The following is a 16,090-nucleotide window of genomic DNA, read 5'->3' on the forward strand; positions in this document are numbered from 1 at the left end:
TCCCTGTCCACCTCCGCTCGGACGGAGGAGTGCGCCAGCCGGGGCGTGGCAAGGTGGTAGTCGATACGCCACCCGACGTCCTTGGTGAAGGACTGCCCAGCCCAGGACCACCACGAATACGGGCCGTCCTCATCCGGACGCAGGCGACGGACCACGTCAACGAGGGTGCGGGGCGACAGTTGCCGGTCGAACCACTCGCGCTCCTCCGGGAGGAATCCGTCATGCTTCTGATTTCGTCGCCAGTTCGCCAAGTCCTGGCGGGTGTATGCGATGTTCATGTCGCCCATGAGGAGAAACTCCCTCCCGTCGGCAACGGCCGCCCGACGGGTGCGCGTGAGGTAGCGTTCGAACCCTGCCAGAAAACCCATCTTGCGGTTGTACCGGTAACCCCCATCGGGCGCCTCGCGCATGCGTTCCGGACGTTGCATCTCGGCAGGGAGCCCACCTTTGGGCAGGTAGAGGCACGCTAATGTGACCGGCTGGTCAGCGAGGTCGACCTCGAGGTAGCGCCCCTCGACGGCGAAGCGGCGTAGTGCCCTGGCGAGCGGCACCCGGTCCGGGGCCGGAACCTCCCGAAGCGTTCCGGACGAGAAATCCGGTCCACCAAGGAGCGCCGAGCCACTCCAGCACCGCGCCGCGGCGGGCTCGTGTCGCGTCAGGACCGCCACGCCGTTACGACCGGGGATACTGCCGGTATCCAGTGCCGCGTAGTAGTTACCGAACGCCCCGTCCGGCAACTTGTCGCGCTGCGCCCGAACCTCCTGCAGGGCGACGACGTCGCAATCGCGGTCAGCCAACCACTCGTCGAAGCCCCTCCGCCGTGCGGCACGGATCCCGTTCACATTGGCGGTCGCGATTCGGAGCATGCCGACGAGGCTACAGTGCGCCGGCAGTGTGCCCCTTGACGGGATGTGCACGCCGCCCTAACATACAACCAAATGGTTTCACAAAGTCTGAATGATCTCACCGATGACGACATCGACCGCATCTTCCGCGCACTCGCGGACCGGACGCGGAGGGACATTGTGCGCCGCACGCTTTCCGAGGAGGCATCACTGACCACCCTCGCCACCGACTACGACATGTCCTTCGCCGCCGTACAGAAACACGTCCGCGTCCTCGAAGCCGCCGAGCTCGTGGAACGCATCCCCCAGGGCCGCGAACGCATCATCCGCGGCAATCCGGACACCATCCGTCGTGCCCAGGAACTGCTGGGGCACTTCGAACACATCTGGCGCGGACGCATCGACCGGCTCGACGCCTTCCTCGCAGAGGATCCCTAACCGAAAGGCACACGCCATGCCCGTCACCTCAGTCACCACAGACCCGGAAGCACTGACACTCACCATCGTCTCCGACTTCACCGTCACCGCCCAACGCCTCTGGGACGCCTACACCGACCCCCGGCAGATCGAGCGCTTCTGGGGACCACCCGAGTACCCCGCCACCTTCACCAGGCACGATGCCTTCCCCGGCGGCATGAGCACCTACTACATGACCGGGCCTGAGGGCGACCGCAGCGGCGGTTACTGGCAATGGATCAGCGTCGACTCCCCGCACAGCTTCGTGGTCGCCGACGGCTTCGCCGGCGAGGACGGCACGCCCAATGCCCAGATGCCCTCGATGCAGATGGACTTCACGTTCACCGAGACAGCGTTGGGATCACGGCTAACCATGGTGACCACGTTCAACTCGATGGAGGAGCTCGAGCAACTCTCCGGCATGGGCATGGTCGAGGGCACGCGCGCCGCGATGGGCCAGATCGATGCCGTCGTCGAGGATCTCGCGTCCTTCGCTGCAGGACGCACCACCGAACTGCAGCGTATCGGGGACACCCAGGCCCGCGTCTCGAGGATCATCCGCGGTTCGGTCGAGCAGGTGTGGCAGGCCAACACCGACGCCGACCTCCTGAAGAGGTGGCAGCTCGGGCCGGACGGATGGAGCATGCCAGTGTGCGTGGCCGGCACGTCCCTCGGCGACACCTACCGCTCGGAGTGGCAGAACGATGCCACCGGCGAACGCTTCGGATTCACCGGTGAGGTGGTGGACATCTCCGCCCCGCACCGCCTGGTCACCACCGAAACCATGGTCTCGCCCGATGATCCGGACGGGGAGAACAGTCCCCAGACACTCAACGAGTTGACCCTGACCCCCGTCGAGGGCGGCACGCTGCTGAACTACCTGATCACATACCCTGACGCCGATGTCCGCGAGCAGGTCATCGCCACCGGCATGGTCAGCGGGCTGGAGGACAGCTACGCACGGCTGGAGCGGGAGATCCTGTAGCGCTGCCACGACCGCTTCTTCGGCATGATCTGGAGTTCATCGGTGGCATTGTCGGGCACGCCCGCGCCCGCATCCTCGTAGACCCAGCGGGGCAGGATGTCGTTGGTGTGGTTATTCGCGGCAATGGCGGTCTCCGCTTTGAGCCTGCGGATCTGGGCTTTCAGGTCGCGCTCCCGTTCGGTCTCCCGCTCGACCATTGCGCCGCTCCTTTTCAGGTGATCAGTGTCGTCCATCATCCCAGTTCGTCTCACGCATCGCCAGCGCCCGAACGAGGGGGACCTCGGTACGAGTGATCAGTCTACTTTCGCCGAGTTCGGTGAGATTCAGCCATCCAGTTACCTTCGCTTCGAGGTCCTCCCGCAAGGTCCACTCAGTAGCCTGCGCATAGCGCCTGCACCACACTGATCCACCCTTCAATACCCCTATGTTCCCTCCCCTGTCGCAGGCTCATGCCATTCCCACAAGAATATGGTCAGCGCGAGGAGCGACTCGGCGGGCGACCCGATGTAAAGACGGGAGCCGATTCGGAGGATCCCGAACACTCAACTCGAGAGTTTCGGCTCCGGTTCTTACGGCGCAGCTCTGGCGTGGAGGCGGGCCTACCCCACCGCCCCCGCTGCGGTAGGACTGGGGGCATGAACCTCACGACCACCTCCACCCGCCGCCACGGGCACACCGTCAAGGAACACATCCTCACTGTGCCCCTGGTCCACAACGCCACCGGTGACCGCACCATCGACATCTACGCCCGCGAGTACATCCCCGACGGCGGCGAGGACCGTCCTGCCCTGCTGTTCCTGCAGGGCGGCCCGGGCCATGGAGCGCCGCGTCCTGCAGCGAACGGCGACGGTGGCGCACTGTCCGGCTGGCTCGGCGAGGCCCTGAACAACTACCGCGTGATCCTGTTCGACCAGCGCGGTACCGGACGGTCCACGCCAGTGGACGTCGCTGCGCCCGAGGCTCTCGGTGCCACCCCGGCGGACCAGGCCGAGTACCTCACCCACCTGCGCGCCGACAGCATCGTGGAGGATGCCGAGCTGCTCCGGCACGCTCTCGACGAGGCCCCGTGGACACTGCTGGGCCAGTCCTTCGGCGGTTTCTGCATCACCACCTACCTCTCGTTCCACCCCGAGGGAGTGAAGGAAGCGTTCTTCACCGGTGGTCTCCCCGGCTACGTCAGCGCAACGGGCACCAGCGTCGACGACGTCTACCGCGCCACCTTCGCCAAGACCGCCGTGCGCAACGAACGTTTCTACACCCGTTTCCCCTGGGCACAGGACCGGGTGACGGAGATCTGCGACCACCTCGACGACACCGAGGAGCTCATGCCCACCGGCGAGCGGCTGACGTCCCGCCGCTTCCGCACCATCGGCATGAACCTGGGACGCACCGGTGGCTTCGATGCACTCGCCTACCTCCTCGAGGACCCGTTCCGTCCTGTACCGGGGAGTCCAGGGACGGCAGGACGTCGCCGCCTGCGCACCCCGTTCCTCACCGAGCTCGCCGCGAATCTCAGTGTGGCCGATGCCCCGCTGTACGCCGTGGTCCACGAGTCGATCTACGGCATCGGCGGTGCAACGAACTGGTCCGCGCACCGCATCCGAGAGGAGATTCCCGGCTTCGGCGAGGATGACCCCACCTACCTCACCGCCGAGCACTTCTTCCCCTGGCAGTTCGACGAGGATCCCGTCCTACGCCCGTGGAAGGCTGTCGCCGACCTACTCGCCGCGAAGGACGACTGGACGCCGCTCTACAATGCTGACCAGCTGCGTATCACCGAGGTACCCACCGCTGCCGCGGTGTACCTGGACGACATCTTCGTCCCCTTCGAACTATCCATGGAGACCGCCGCGACGATCCGGGGCTTGCGTCCGCACGTCACCAACCGGTGGGAGCACAACGGCATTTCGCAGGACGGCGCGGGGATCCTCGAACACCTCCGTGCGCTGGTGAAAGACCACTGAACGCCTGACTGCCCCTGTCACTATGATGAGCATAACAATCGGGAGGACCGTCACATGTCGGAAGACGAAACGACATCACCATCACTCAAGGAACTGCTCCTGTCCGACGATGCTCGAGCTGACCTGGTCATTAGTCGAAAGTCTCACTTCAACGACAAGGCCGCCATGTTCGGGCGTACTGCTCACCTGAGGAAGCATATTCCCGCCGAAGAAGTCGCTGACATCGTTCGTGAAGACCGTGACAAAGGTGCCGAGGTCGACCGCGACGAACTCCCATGATCATGGTCGTCGTCACCGCGACGGGTACCCATATTTGAACAGTGCCACGGGCATCTGATTCGTCAGCGTTTTCAGCCACCGGATACTCTGACTCCCCGTGAATAAAGTGAAGGACACCGTCCGCCTGCCGACCCTGGTGTCGCTCATCGTCGGCTCGTGCGTGGGCGCAGGCATCTTCGCCCTGCCGCAGAACGTCTCCTCGGTGGCCTCGCCCGGCGCGGCGGTGATCGGTTGGGTCATCACCGGTATCGGCATGCTGTGCGTGGCCTTCGTCTTCCAGGCCCTGGCCCACCGCAAGCCGCACCTGGACTCCGGCGTGTACAGCTACGTGCGCGGCGGACTCGGCGATTTCGTGGGCTTCGCCTCCGGCTGGGGCTACTGGCTGGGCAGCATCATCGCGCAGGTCGGCTACGCCACCCTGTTCTTCGGCTCACTCGGGTACTTCCTCCCCCTGTTCGAGGACGAGCAGTCGCTGCTGCAGGCGTTCTTCGTCTCCGGGCTGAACTGGCTGATCTTCCTGATCCTGTCGCGTGGGGTCCGCCAGGCCGCCGTCCTGAACCTGGTGACCACCGGCGCAAAACTGCTGCCGATCATCGCGTTCCTGGGCATCGTGGCCTTCGCCGGCTTCAACCCGGAGGTCTTCACCACGGACTTCTGGGGATCCTCGGCGACCTTCGGGGACAACGCCGACGAGGTGTCCAGCATGTCCGACCAGATCAAGGGCATGATGCTGTTCACGGTGTGGGCGTTCATCGGCGTGGAGGGCGCATCTACGTACTCGCGGCGGGCACGCAAGCGCAAGGATGTCTCGATGGCGACCCTGCTCGGCTTCCTCACCGTGTTCCTGCTACTGATCATGGTCAGTTTCCTGTCCTACGGTGTCGCCCCGCGCGAGGAGCTTGCCGCGATGGGCGACAACTCCATGGCCGAGGTCCTGGAGCTTGTGGTGGGCCCGTGGGGTGCGGCGCTCGTGTCGATCGGACTGTGCATCTCGGTGCTGGGAGCGTACGTGTCCTGGCAGATGCTGTGTGCGGAGCCGATCACGCTGATGGCTCAGGACGGCCTGCTGCCGAAGGCTCTCGGCCGAGTGAATAAGCGCGGCGCCCCGGTGGTGGCGCAACTGTTCTCCGCGATCGTGATCCAGGGCTTCATCGTGGTCTTCTACCTCAACGAATCCGCGTACACCACGATGGTGCAGTTGGCGACGTCGCTGTACCTGATCCCCTACCTGTTCTCGTCGTTGTACCTGGTCTTCCTGTGCACCCGCGGTACGGGGTTGGCGCATCCGGACGCGGGCACGAAGTTCGACCTCTCCGGCCCGGCGGTGGACACCCGGACGAATCGCACGCACCTGCTGATCGGCTCCCTTGCATTCGTCTACTCGGTGTGGCTGTTCTACGCCGCGGAGCTGAAGTACGTGCTGATGGGCATGGTGCTGATCGTTCCGGGCATGATCGCCTACATCATCACCCGCCGACGCACCGGCGGCCGGGTCTTCAACGCCTTCGAGTGGGTGATCGCCAGCGGGGTGACCGTGGCGGCCGTGGTCGCGGTGGTGCTCATCGCGCAGGGGACGCTGACGCTGTAATCGCCGTCGCCATCGACGGCGGGGCCACTGCTAGCCTGGGCAACCATGCGTACCCGCCCCTTCGCCCAGGTCGATGTCTTCTCCGCCACGCCCTACCGTGGCAATCCGGTGGCGGTCATCCTCGACGCCACTGATCTGACCGACGACGAGATGCAGGGCATCGCCCGGTGGACGAACCTCTCAGAGACAACCTTCGTCCTGCCTTCCTCGCAGGACGCCGCCGCAGCCGGTGCGGACTACCGCGTCCGAATCTTCACCCCGGTCACCGAACTCCCCTTCGCCGGGCACCCCACCCTCGGCACCGCCCACGCCTGGCTGGAGAACGGCGGGACGCCACAGCAGGATGGCACCATTGTCCAGGAGTGCGGTGCCGGTCTCGTGGAGATCAGCAATGCCCCCGACGAGCCGTTGTCTTTCACCGCGCCAGAGACCACCCGGTCCGGGCCGGTGTCGGAGCCTGACCTGGCCCGCATCTGCGAGGTCCTGCGTATCGACCGCAGCCTCATTGCCGACCACCAGTGGGTGGTCAACGGCCCGCAGTGGGTAGCGGTGGCGCTCCCGAGCGCGCAGGACGTCCTGAACCTCCGGCCCGACTTCTCCGCCCACCCTGACCTGGAGATCGGCGTGGTCGGTCCGTACTCCGACAGCACGAATGGCGAGGGAGGCATCGACTACGAGGTCCGCGCGTTCATCGAGGGTGGTGAGGACCCGGTGACCGGCTCACTCAACGCCTCGATCGGCCAGTGGCTGGTGCGGACCGGGCAGGTGACGGGACCGTACGTCGCATCGCAGGGAACCGTCCTCCAGCGTTCCGGACGGGTGCAGGTCACTCCGGTGGGCGGGAACGTCCTGATCGGTGGCCCGACCACCACCCTGTTCCGCGGGACCGTCCTGGCGTAGCCGCTCTTGTCGTGGATGGCCGCTAGAACCACCGGGACAACCAGTTGTTCGCCGAGTCCAGCAACCGAGCGATAACTGCACTGTCATACCGGGCAATATCCGCAGAGGAGGCAGCCTCACGCAGTGCCGCAGGCAGGAGCCTCGCCTGACGCGCCACCTCCGCACCTATCCATTCCGAATCAACATGCAGCACCCCCGCGTGCCGGGCCCAATCATCGGGAGTGATTCGGGCGGCACGAAAACGTCCCCCGATGCTCATAGAAAGTTCACTGCTGGCACCGTCCGTGTAGGCGAGATGCGAGTTGAGGTCGTACAACGGAGCCAACCTCACCGATGACCCACTCAACAAAAGTGAGTAATTCCTGGCATGGGCATCAGTTCCGCACACCAGCCAATTGAAGATCAACGCTTGGACAAAGTGGCGGTTATCCTCTTGAGCCTCACTACTGACGTTGCCGATAAGGTCAGCGACCAGGGCTGCCGGTGGGCCACCCTGTTTCTCGTATTTCCTGAATGGCGGGACGCCCAACGCCTGGCACATATCCTCCTGGTGCACCCGAACCCATTTCCCTCCGTCCTGCTGAACACGGTCGTAGCGGGAAACCACAAGGGCACGTACGTCGCCGAAATCCGCAATGCTGGTTCGGGCAGCGCTGAGCCCCAATGTTCTCGCTGCCCGCATCGTCACGGCCTCCACCAGGTCCTGATCCTGCATGCCCGGGATCGCCGGTTTCACAATATGAGTCGACGGAATTGCACCCAACGGATTCGCCCATCCTTCGTCCATCCTGTGGAGCGCTATCTTGGACTGTGCGCCAGCCAGCGAGAACTTTCCCTCCGGACCAGGCAGGGCAGTGACCGGGATATCCATCTGGGCGCGCCGGAGCATGTCCGCGATGCGTATGCTGCTGACCGCTTCCACACTTCCTGCTTGTCCCAGCACTGCATTGAGCCTTTCTGGACGGAGGAACTGAGCTGCGCCGGCGACATCCTCCCCGATGAAGCGGAGCAACGCGAAGGTACTGTCGTCGTTCCGAATCCCGAACTGTCGGCGCCACTGCCTCACCGTTTCAGGCCGATCCGGCAACAGGCCATCCAACCAGGGAACAAGCACCGACTCCCGGAAGCGTCCGGAGGGGCCCGTCATTGACACGGACAGTGGCGTACTTCTTGCCGACATCCCATCTCCATAACGAAGACGCATCTTCCTACTGCCGGTGCGCTGTATGTCCCCGACCACCCTCCCATTCATGACCACATGGAGGAGCCGGTCATCCGGTATCCCAGTCATCAGCGCATCACCTGGTTGAGCACATCGTTCAGGTCAATCTCCGGCTCACCATCATTGCCGTCCTCGTCCCAAGCAGGTGACGCCGGTTCCAGGACCATTGTCACAGCGAGGGCCGCGGCAACCCGCATCACCATATCCAGCGGCGCGGTCCACTTGTACCCCATTTCGAAGGCATTCAACCACTGCCGGCCAACACCAGCGTCACTCGCCAGCGCTGACTGGCTGACCCCTCTTTCCAGCCGGACCTCGCGGAGCGCGGGCCCCAGATCATCCGGACGATGGACAGCCAATGTCTCCATACGGCGACACTATCATATGTCGTCAATTGGCTACACGAAGAAATGTCTCCGTACGGCGACACTGACTTGACGTGACCCAAGTCACGGCTACCCTCGGTACGGTACATTTCCCTTCACAAAAGGAACATCCCCATGCCCAGATCCGGCCTCGACGCCAACCTCACCCCGCTGCGCTTCCTCGACCGCTCAGCCAGCATCCACCCCGGGAAGACCGCCTGCGTCGACGGCCCCCGCCGGATCACCTTCGCGGCCATGCGCGCCGATGCCCTGCGTATGGCCCGCGCCCTTCGACGACGCGGCCTGAAACCCGGCGACCGTGTCGGCATGCTCGCCTCCAACAGTTACGAGGCCCTCCTCGCCCAGTTCGCCGTCCCCCTGGCCGGTGGCGTCCTGGTGGCGATCAACACCCGCCTCGCCCCGGCCGAGGTCCGCTACATCTGCGACCACGCTGGTATCAGCATCCTCCTCGGTGAACAGGACCTGATCCTGGCGTCCCGCCGCACCCTCGGGTCCGCCGGCCTGGTGCACTCGTTCGTGCTCATCCACAACGCCGACGGCACCCAGCCGCAGCCGAAGCACCCGGACGCCGGTACCGTGACGACCTTCGACGAGTTCCTCGACGAGGGTATCCACCAGGACGGGGAGGACGACGACGACACCACCTTCCCCTTCGCCGTCGACGACGAGGACGCCCCGATCGCGATCAACTACACGTCCGGGACGACCGGACGACCCAAGGGCGTGGTGTACACCCACCGCGGTGCCTACCTGAACGCCCTCGGTGAGATCACCACGCAGGCGTTCTCCCGCCGCACCGTCTACCTGTGGACGCTGCCGATGTTCCACTGCTCCGGCTGGTGCACCGGCTGGGCCGCGATGGCGGTGTCCGCCACCCAGGTCGCACTGCGCGCCGTGCGCGGTGCCGACATATGGCGGCTCATCGACGACGAGGGCGTTACCGCTCTCTGCGGGGCTCCGGCCGTCCTCACGGCTCTGGTGGGCGCGGATGAGGCCCACCAGGCGGACGGACTGTCGGTGGTGACCGCGGGAGCCCCGCCCAGCCCCACCGTGATTGAGGCGTGCGAGAACCTCGGCATCGATGTCACCCACGTCTACGGCCTCACCGAGAGCTACGGCCCCTACACCGTCTGCGAACCCCAGCCCGAGTGGCAGGACCTCCCCGTCGCCGACCGGGCGAGGCTCAAGGCCCGCCAGGGTGTGCCCATGATCACCAGCTCCGACGCCCGCGTCGTGGAGACCGTTCCCGACGGCGCCCCGGCGGACACGGTGCTCCACGACGTCCCCTCCGACGGGGAGACCATGGGCGAGATCGTCCTGACCGGAAACGGGGTGATGAAGGAGTACTTCCACAATCCGGACGCGACCACTGAGGCCTTCACCGGCGGTTGGTTCCACAGCGGTGACCTGGCCGTGAAGCACGCCGACGGGTACATCCAGATCCTCGACCGGTCGAAGGACGTGGTGATCTCCGGGGGCGAGAACATCTCCACCATCGAGGTGGAGCAGGCCATCATCAGCCATCCCGCCATCGACGACGTCGCCGTGGTCGGCGCGCCCGACGAGAAGTGGGGCGAGCGGGTCTGCGCCTTCGTGGTCATCACACCAGGGGAGAACGCCGACAGCTCACTGGAGCGCTCGGTCATCGACCACTGCCGCGGACTCATCGCCGGCTACAAGGTGCCCCGCGACTACCGGATCGTCGATGAACTGCCCCGGACCTCGACCGGCAAGGTCCGAAAGAACGTGCTGCGCGAGGATGCGGCTGACCGGTAGGAGGGGAAGACGGAGCGGCCTGCGTCCCGAACCGACCCCTCGGAACCGTCCGCCACCCCGGAGAGTAATTTAGGGATCGCTTACCTATGACAGCGCACGCTGCCAGTTGCCGATCGAAAGGACCCCGCCGCATGCGATCCCTCCCGTCCCTCCCCGCACGACCGAACCGCCGGGGCCTCCAGGACCCCGGCCGCCGACTGCGCTCCAGCGTCGCGCTCGGAGCCGTCGCCACCCTCACCGCCGCCGGCCTGGCCGCCTGCTCCGACGACGACGGTGACGGCGACTCGGGCAGCGGGAACGGCACGGAGGCGTCGGACGACTCCGGCGAATGGCCCCGCACGGTCGAGTTCGAGAACGGTGAGGTCGAGATCCCCGAGCAGCCGGAGAACATCGTGTCCACCTCCGTGACCCTCACCGGATCCCTCCTGGCGATCGACGCACCCGTGGTCGGAAGTGGCGCCACCGGCGCGAACACCGATCTCGCCGACGAGAACGGTTTCTTCACCCAGTGGGGCGACGTCGCCGAGGAGAGGGGCGTCGAATCCCTCTACAACGGGGAGCCGGACGTGGAGAGCATCGCCACCCAGGACCCCGACCTCATCGTCGTGTCCTCGAGCGGCCAGGACTCCGCCTCCCAGATCGTCGACCAGCTCGAGGACATCGCCCCGACCGTCGTCATCGACTACGGCAGCCAGGACTGGCAGGGGGTGGCGACCCAGCTCGGCGAGGCCACCGGCCTGGAGGACCGGGCGAAGGACGCCATCGACGACTTCGACACGGAGATCGCCGGGATCGCCGACTCCATCACCGTGCCCGACGGACCCGTGAGCTCCTTCGTCTACCAGGACGCCCAGTCCGGCGCCAACGTCTTCACCAGGGAATCCGCCCAGAACCGACTGCTGGAGGAGCTCGGCTTCACCATCGCCGACCTGCCCGAGAACGTCCAGGGCGATGAGTCCATGGGAAGCCGCGGCGACATCATCCAGGTCGCCCGCGAGAACCTGTCGGACGCACTGAGCGGCGAGACCATCTTCGCCATCGCCGGCAACGACGGGGTCGCCGAGGAGATCAAGGACGACTCCGGCCTGCGCGGCAATGACGCAGTGTCCGACGGCGAGGTGTACGCGCTCGGCGACGACACCTTCCGCCTCGACGCCTACAGCTCGATGAACATGGCGACGAAGATCCAGGAGATCTTCGGCTAGTCCCCCGACGGCGCGGGGCCTACCTCGCCAGGTCCCGGTTGCGGAACCCCAGGGTACCCACCGCGACCAGGACAGCGACGATCACCAGCATCACCCACACCGGCACCAGCGACGGGTCACCGGTCATGACATCGGGCACCCGGTTGTAGGGGCCGATCTCCATCAGCCACTGCGGCATGTTCATGATCGAACCGAGGATCTCGGTCATGAACGCCAGCACCACACCCGTCCACGCCAGGAACTGGGCCTTCGGGAACACCCCGATGACGGCCACCGCGAAAGCGACGATCAGCAACGTCCCGGGAAGCGACGCCGCCACCTGCCCGGCCGCGGAACCGAACTCCACGCCCAGGTCCGCGTTCACCGCCAACCCCACAATGACCAGACCGGACACCATGTGCAGCACGGCGGACACCAGCAGGCCCACCCCGGCATTCGCCAGGATGTACCGCACCCGGTCCGCACCGGCGGCGATGACCGGCTCCAGCCGGTCCTCACGTTCCTCCGCGGCCGTCTTCACCATGGCCTGCACCCCGGGTACCGCCATCAGCATCCCGGCCATGGCGAGCAGCCCCACAACCATCCCCCGGGCAAGCAGGGCGGACGGATCAGTGTCCCCGTCCAACGCCGACGGGTCGATCTGGCCCACCATCGCATCGGTGATCGTGCCGCCCGAGACATCCATGTCACCGGCGGTGGTGCTGAAGTAACCCAGGACGAAGCCGATCAGCACCGACGTCACCGACCACGCGATGACCGACCCCCGGTTCAACCGCATGACCAGCGCGCGGACGCCCTTCATCCGACCGTGTTCCGGGCCGGGGCGTCCCGCGATCAGTCCCTGCCCGAAGTCACGCCGGGCGTCGATGCGGAAGGCGATCACGAACAGCACCACGGTCAAGGCGGCCACCAGCGCCAACGGCCACCACAGGTTCTCCTGTGAGGGCACGGTCTCGGTCAGCCAGCCCATCGGGTTGATCCACACCGTCCACTCCGGGGCCTCCACCGAGTAGGCCAGTCCGCGCAGGACGTACAGGACGCCGAGGACCGACATCGCGATGGTGGTCGTGGTGTGCCGGTCCGAGGCGAGTTCGGCGGCCACGGCGGTGACCCCGGTGAACAGCCAGCCGGTGGCGATGAACGTCGCCCCGGTCAGCAGCGCCGGTGTGCCTGACCCCGCCACCAGCCCGACGACGCCGGCGACCACTCCGATCACCGTGGATCCGGTGACGGACAGCAGAACACCGGACAGCAGCCGGGCGTCCCGCCCGACCACGCCGGACGCCAGCAGCTCGGCCTGCCCGGAATCCTCCTGCCCACGGGTGACCCGGGCGGTGGTGAAGATCGCGCACATCGCCGCCAGGAACCCGCCGATCGCCAGGGAGACCCAGGCGGAGAACCCCTCGGTACCCATCAGGTCATAGGAGGGGCCGAGGATCAGGCTCAGGGCGGGATTGGACTCCACCAGTCCGGCCAACTGCATCCTGTCGGCGTCCCCGGGGAACGCCAGCGGGTAGACAACCGGGGGAACCACGGTCATGACCAGGACGAACGCCATCCACACCAGCATCGAGGGGCCGTCATGGCGGATGGCGGCACGCCACAGGTACCAGGTACCGGTCCAAGGGTGGTCGGTGCGCTCCATCACGTCGGCTCCACGACATCGTCCTCGCGGGCGTCGTCCTCGTAGAGATGCAGGAACAGCTCCTCCAGCGACGGCGGGTCAACCTGGATCGATTCCAGTCCCAGGGCGGTCACCTGGGTGACCGCCTCACTGATCCGCTCCTGTTCGGCATGGCCGGTGACAGTGGTACCTGTGAGCTGGACATCGTCGAAAGCGCTGAGTGCGTCCCGCAGACCGTCCTCCCCTCCCTCCGGGAGGTCGCGGACGGAGGCGGTGACGGTCGAGCGGACCGTCCCACGCAGGTCCGCCAATGAACCGGAGGCGACGGTCCGGCCGTCGCGGATGATGGTGAGCCGGTCGGTGAGTTGCTCGACCTCGCTCATGATGTGGCTGGACAGCAGGACGGTCGCCCCGCGGTCCGCGGCCTCGCGCACCGTCTCCTGGAAGACATTCTCCATCAACGGGTCCAGCCCGCTGGTCGGCTCATCGAGGATCAGCAGCTCCACGTCCGAGGACAGTGCCGCGACCAACGCAACCTTCTGCCGGTTCCCCTTGGAGTACTGCCGACCGCGCTTGGTCGGGTCCAGCTCGAACCGGTCCAGCAGCTCAGTGCGACGCGTCGAATTGAGGCCGCCACGGAGGTTCCCGAGCAGATCGATGGCCTCCCCGCCACTCATGGTCGGCCAGAGGGCGACGTCCCCGGGGACGTAGGCCAGCCGGTGGTGCAGGGCAGTGGCCTCCTTCCACGGGTCCTTCCCGAGGACGCTGAGCTTCCCTCCATCCGCTTTCAGGAGACCCAGCAGCACCCTGATCGCGGTCGATTTCCCGGCACCGTTGGGTCCCAGGAAGCCGTGGATCTCCCCCTCGGCGACCTCCAGATCAAGCCTGTCGAGAGCGGTGAAGGAGCCGAATTTCTTCACCAGACCACGGATGTCGATGACGTTTCCCATACCCCCATGAAACGTATCCGCTCCGACCACGGCAATCATGGTCACCGTCGTTACCCCCGTTTACCGGACCCCCGCCCACCCCACTCACCCAACTTTCGCACCAGCCGCAAGCGGTCAGATTCAATGACCAGCGGTTTTTACGGGACAAGCGCCCGGCGCGGTGCGAAACTTCCACTTCCTGGCGGTCGAACCGCTCACGAGTCGTCGTCCCCGGCCCGCCGGCGACGCCGCTGCTCCCACAGCACCACGGCGGTCGACCGCGGCACGTGGACGATCTCCCCGTGGCGTCCCGCCACGCCCCCGGCCTCCTTCTCCGCGGCCGCCACCCGCCGCCGCAGACCGGCGTTCTCCTGCTCTAGGTCCTCCACCCTGCGCTGCAGTTCGATGATCGACCGGATACCGGCGAGGTTCACACCGTCGTCGTGGCTGAGCCGCTGGATCTCCAGCAACTGGTCGATGTCGTCCTGCGAGTACCGGCGTCCCCCACCGCTCGTGCGCTCGGGGGACACCAGTCCCATCCGGTCGTAGGTACGCAGGGTCTGGGCGTGCATTCCCGTGATCTCCGCGGCGACGGAGATCACGAACACTTCACGCTCCCTGCGTCCTCTGCCGTCCCGCTCACTCATCACCAATCACCAGCCGCATGTCAGTTACCGGACCAGTCCGCGCGCGGGTCGAACCCGGTCCGCTTCTCTTCCTCAGCGTAGTGACGCAGCGCACTCGCCGCGCCCTCATCGAGGTTCTTCGGTACCGCGACCTTCACGGTCACCAGCAGGTCCCCGGAGGCTCCGTTGCGTTTGGCCACGCCGCGTCCGCGCACCCGCAGCGTGGTGCCGTCGGCGGTGCCTGCGGGCACCTTGACCCGCACCTTGGTGTCCAGGGTCGGGACGGTGACGGTGCCGCCGAGGGCCAGTTCAGTGAAGCTCACCGGGACGGTCATCTTCAGGTCGTCGCCGCTGCGGGTGAACAGGTCATCGGACCGGACGTGGACGGTGACGAACAGGTCACCGGCGGGACGGCCCCGCTCCCCGGCCTCACCCTGGCCGGCGAGCCGGACCTTCTGGCCGTCGACCACGCCGGCGGGCACCCGCACGGTGATCGTGCGGGTGCGGGTGACGCGTCCGGTGCCGCCGCAGTCGTTGCAGGGGTCCTCGATACGGGTGCCGGTGCCGCCGCAGTCGCCGCAGGGGCGGGAGAACCCGAAGGCACCGCGGTTCTCGGAGACCATGCCGGAGCCGGAGCAGGTGCCGCACCTCACGGCGCTGGTACCGGGGGTCGCACCGGAGCCGTGGCAGGTGGTGCAGGCGGCGGGGCTGGTCAGCCGGATCGGGACGGTGACGCCCTTGGTCGCCTCGCGGAAGTCCAGGGTGATGTCGGTCTCGACGTCCGCACCGCGGGTGCGCCGCTGGGTGCGCTGGCGCCCGCGTCCGCCCCCGGGCCCGCCGGAACCCCCACCGAACATGTCGCCGAAGACATCGCCGAAGCCCCCGCCGGAACCACCGGCGCGGTTGAACAGGTCACCGAGGTCGAACCCCTCGGAGGTGCTTCCGGCACTGGTCGGGCCGCTGTAGCCTCCGCCGAAACCGTTGCCGTGACTGCCGAAGCCGCCGAGCCCGCCACCGAAGCCGCCACTGGCCGCCATCTGCTTGAGCTCGTCGTACTCGGCGCGCTTGTCCTTGTCCCCGAGCACGGAGTAGGCCTCGGACGCGGTCTTGAAGCGGTCCTCGGCGACCGTGTCCCCGGGGTGTGCGTCAGGGTGGTTGTCCCTGGCGATCCTCCGGTACGCCTTCTTGATGTCCTCGGCATCGGCGGTGGATGACACACCGAGGTCGGCGTAGTAGTCCTTGTCGATCCACTCCTTCTGAGCCACCTGGTTCCTCTCTGTTGCGCTCCCGTGAAACTTGAGCCTA

The 16,090-nt window shown here is 66.4% G+C and carries 16 protein-coding genes; 8 read left to right on the forward strand and 8 right to left on the reverse strand.

Going from position 1 to position 16,090, the window contains the following annotated elements; translation table 11 throughout:
* On the reverse strand, positions 1–866 hold an 866-nt coding region (locus ACTIL2_RS09570; RefSeq protein ID WP_442337235.1), incomplete at its 3' end, for an exodeoxyribonuclease III.
* Between the two features lie 72 nt (positions 867–938).
* Between ACTIL2_RS09570 and ACTIL2_RS09575 the strand changes: the two genes are divergently transcribed.
* Both ACTIL2_RS09575 and ACTIL2_RS09580 read left to right on the forward strand, forming a co-directional pair.
* Entirely contained in the window at positions 939–1,283 is a 345-nt protein-coding gene (locus ACTIL2_RS09575; protein ID WP_442337236.1) for an ArsR/SmtB family transcription factor, read from the forward strand.
* A 16-nt stretch (positions 1,284–1,299) separates the two neighbouring features.
* On the forward strand, positions 1,300–2,286 hold the full coding sequence (locus tag ACTIL2_RS09580) for an SRPBCC family protein (RefSeq protein WP_442337237.1): 987 nt from the start codon (positions 1,300–1,302) through the stop codon (positions 2,284–2,286).
* Here the strand turns inward: ACTIL2_RS09580 and ACTIL2_RS09585 are convergent.
* Complete coding sequence (locus ACTIL2_RS09585) at positions 2,256–2,483, reverse strand: hypothetical protein (RefSeq protein ID WP_442337238.1); 228 nt, start codon at positions 2,481–2,483, stop codon at positions 2,256–2,258. The two genes, ACTIL2_RS09580 and ACTIL2_RS09585, sit on opposite strands and share 31 nt — an antisense overlap.
* Before the next feature lie 438 nt (positions 2,484–2,921).
* On the opposite strand from ACTIL2_RS09585, the gene ACTIL2_RS09590 reads away from it, so the two are divergent.
* From ACTIL2_RS09590 to ACTIL2_RS09605, 4 genes are all read left to right on the forward strand, one after another.
* Positions 2,922–4,250, forward strand: coding sequence for an alpha/beta fold hydrolase (locus ACTIL2_RS09590; protein WP_442337239.1), 1,329 nt, complete (start codon positions 2,922–2,924; stop codon positions 4,248–4,250).
* 54 nt (positions 4,251–4,304) lie between these two features.
* On the forward strand, positions 4,305–4,529 hold the full coding sequence (locus tag ACTIL2_RS09595; protein ID WP_442337240.1) for a hypothetical protein: 225 nt from the start codon (positions 4,305–4,307) through the stop codon (positions 4,527–4,529).
* Between the two features lie 97 nt (positions 4,530–4,626).
* Positions 4,627–6,117 (forward strand): amino acid permease, encoded by a 1,491-nt coding sequence (locus ACTIL2_RS09600; protein ID WP_442337241.1) that lies wholly within the window; start codon positions 4,627–4,629, stop codon positions 6,115–6,117.
* 45 nt (positions 6,118–6,162) lie between these two features.
* A complete protein-coding gene (locus ACTIL2_RS09605) occupies positions 6,163–7,017 on the forward strand; it encodes a PhzF family phenazine biosynthesis protein (protein ID WP_442337242.1) in 855 nt (284 codons plus the stop codon).
* A 22-nt stretch (positions 7,018–7,039) separates the two neighbouring features.
* Here the strand turns inward: ACTIL2_RS09605 and ACTIL2_RS09610 are convergent, their stop codons facing one another.
* Together ACTIL2_RS09610 and ACTIL2_RS09615 are read right to left on the reverse strand one after the other, a co-directional pair.
* Positions 7,040–8,308 (reverse strand): type II toxin-antitoxin system HipA family toxin, encoded by a 1,269-nt coding sequence (locus tag ACTIL2_RS09610; protein WP_442337243.1) that lies wholly within the window; start codon positions 8,306–8,308, stop codon positions 7,040–7,042.
* Positions 8,308–8,607, reverse strand: a complete 300-nt coding sequence (locus ACTIL2_RS09615; RefSeq protein WP_442337244.1) for a helix-turn-helix domain-containing protein — start codon at positions 8,605–8,607, stop codon at positions 8,308–8,310. Before ACTIL2_RS09615 ends, ACTIL2_RS09610 begins: the two co-directional genes overlap by 1 nt.
* Positions 8,608–8,739: 132 nt before the next feature.
* Here ACTIL2_RS09615 and ACTIL2_RS09620 point away from each other — a divergent pair, with 132 nt between their 5' ends.
* Both ACTIL2_RS09620 and fepB read left to right on the forward strand, forming a co-directional pair.
* Entirely contained in the window at positions 8,740–10,401 is a 1,662-nt protein-coding gene (locus ACTIL2_RS09620; RefSeq protein ID WP_442337245.1) for an AMP-binding protein, read from the forward strand.
* A gap of 131 nt (positions 10,402–10,532) precedes the next feature.
* Positions 10,533–11,606, forward strand: a complete 1,074-nt coding sequence (fepB, locus tag ACTIL2_RS09625) for a Fe2+-enterobactin ABC transporter substrate-binding protein (protein WP_442337246.1) — start codon at positions 10,533–10,535, stop codon at positions 11,604–11,606.
* A gap of 19 nt (positions 11,607–11,625) precedes the next feature.
* On the opposite strand, the gene ACTIL2_RS09630 is transcribed toward fepB, so the two are convergent.
* From ACTIL2_RS09630 to dnaJ, 4 genes are all read right to left on the reverse strand, one after another.
* Positions 11,626–13,251: an ABC transporter permease gene (locus tag ACTIL2_RS09630; protein ID WP_442337247.1), complete on the reverse strand. Its 1,626-nt coding sequence runs from the start codon at positions 13,249–13,251 to the stop codon at positions 11,626–11,628.
* Positions 13,251–14,180 (reverse strand): ABC transporter ATP-binding protein, encoded by a 930-nt coding sequence (locus ACTIL2_RS09635; protein WP_442337248.1) that lies wholly within the window; start codon positions 14,178–14,180, stop codon positions 13,251–13,253. Before ACTIL2_RS09635 ends, ACTIL2_RS09630 begins: the two co-directional genes overlap by 1 nt.
* 194 nt (positions 14,181–14,374) lie before the next feature.
* Positions 14,375–14,806 carry a heat shock protein transcriptional repressor HspR gene (locus ACTIL2_RS09640; protein ID WP_442337249.1) on the reverse strand — a complete coding sequence of 144 codons (432 nt, stop codon included), beginning with the start codon at positions 14,804–14,806 and terminating at the stop codon, positions 14,375–14,377.
* 20 nt (positions 14,807–14,826) lie between these two features.
* Positions 14,827–16,050 carry a molecular chaperone DnaJ gene (dnaJ, locus tag ACTIL2_RS09645; RefSeq protein ID WP_442337250.1) on the reverse strand — a complete coding sequence of 408 codons (1,224 nt, stop codon included), beginning with the start codon at positions 16,048–16,050 and terminating at the stop codon, positions 14,827–14,829.
* Positions 16,051–16,090: the final 40 nt, after the last annotated feature.

Source organism: Corynebacterium sp., from assembly GCF_052107835.1.
GTDB lineage: Bacteria > Actinomycetota > Actinomycetes > Mycobacteriales > Mycobacteriaceae > Corynebacterium.

Bases quoted from the DNA above. Each gene is read 5' to 3' on its own strand.
- ACTIL2_RS09585 (WP_442337238.1), bottom strand. From the start codon at position 2,483: ATGGTCGAGCGGGAGACCGAACGGGAGCGCGACCTGAAAGCCCAGATC.
- ACTIL2_RS09635 (WP_442337248.1), bottom strand. From the start codon at position 14,180: ATGGGAAACGTCATCGACATCCGTGGTCTGGTGAAGAAATTCGGCTCC.
- ACTIL2_RS09590 (WP_442337239.1), top strand. From the start codon at position 2,922: ATGAACCTCACGACCACCTCCACCCGCCGCCACGGGCACACCGTCAAG.
- ACTIL2_RS09620 (WP_442337245.1), top strand. From the start codon at position 8,740: ATGCCCAGATCCGGCCTCGACGCCAACCTCACCCCGCTGCGCTTCCTC.
- ACTIL2_RS09575 (WP_442337236.1), top strand. From the start codon at position 939: ATGGTTTCACAAAGTCTGAATGATCTCACCGATGACGACATCGACCGC.
- ACTIL2_RS09630 (WP_442337247.1), bottom strand. From the start codon at position 13,251: ATGGAGCGCACCGACCACCCTTGGACCGGTACCTGGTACCTGTGGCGT.
- fepB (WP_442337246.1), top strand. From the start codon at position 10,533: ATGCGATCCCTCCCGTCCCTCCCCGCACGACCGAACCGCCGGGGCCTC.
- ACTIL2_RS09640 (WP_442337249.1), bottom strand. From the start codon at position 14,806: ATGAGTGAGCGGGACGGCAGAGGACGCAGGGAGCGTGAAGTGTTCGTG.
- ACTIL2_RS09610 (WP_442337243.1), bottom strand. From the start codon at position 8,308: ATGACTGGGATACCGGATGACCGGCTCCTCCATGTGGTCATGAATGGG.
- ACTIL2_RS09580 (WP_442337237.1), top strand. From the start codon at position 1,300: ATGCCCGTCACCTCAGTCACCACAGACCCGGAAGCACTGACACTCACC.
- ACTIL2_RS09605 (WP_442337242.1), top strand. From the start codon at position 6,163: ATGCGTACCCGCCCCTTCGCCCAGGTCGATGTCTTCTCCGCCACGCCC.
- ACTIL2_RS09595 (WP_442337240.1), top strand. From the start codon at position 4,305: ATGTCGGAAGACGAAACGACATCACCATCACTCAAGGAACTGCTCCTG.
- ACTIL2_RS09615 (WP_442337244.1), bottom strand. From the start codon at position 8,607: ATGGAGACATTGGCTGTCCATCGTCCGGATGATCTGGGGCCCGCGCTC.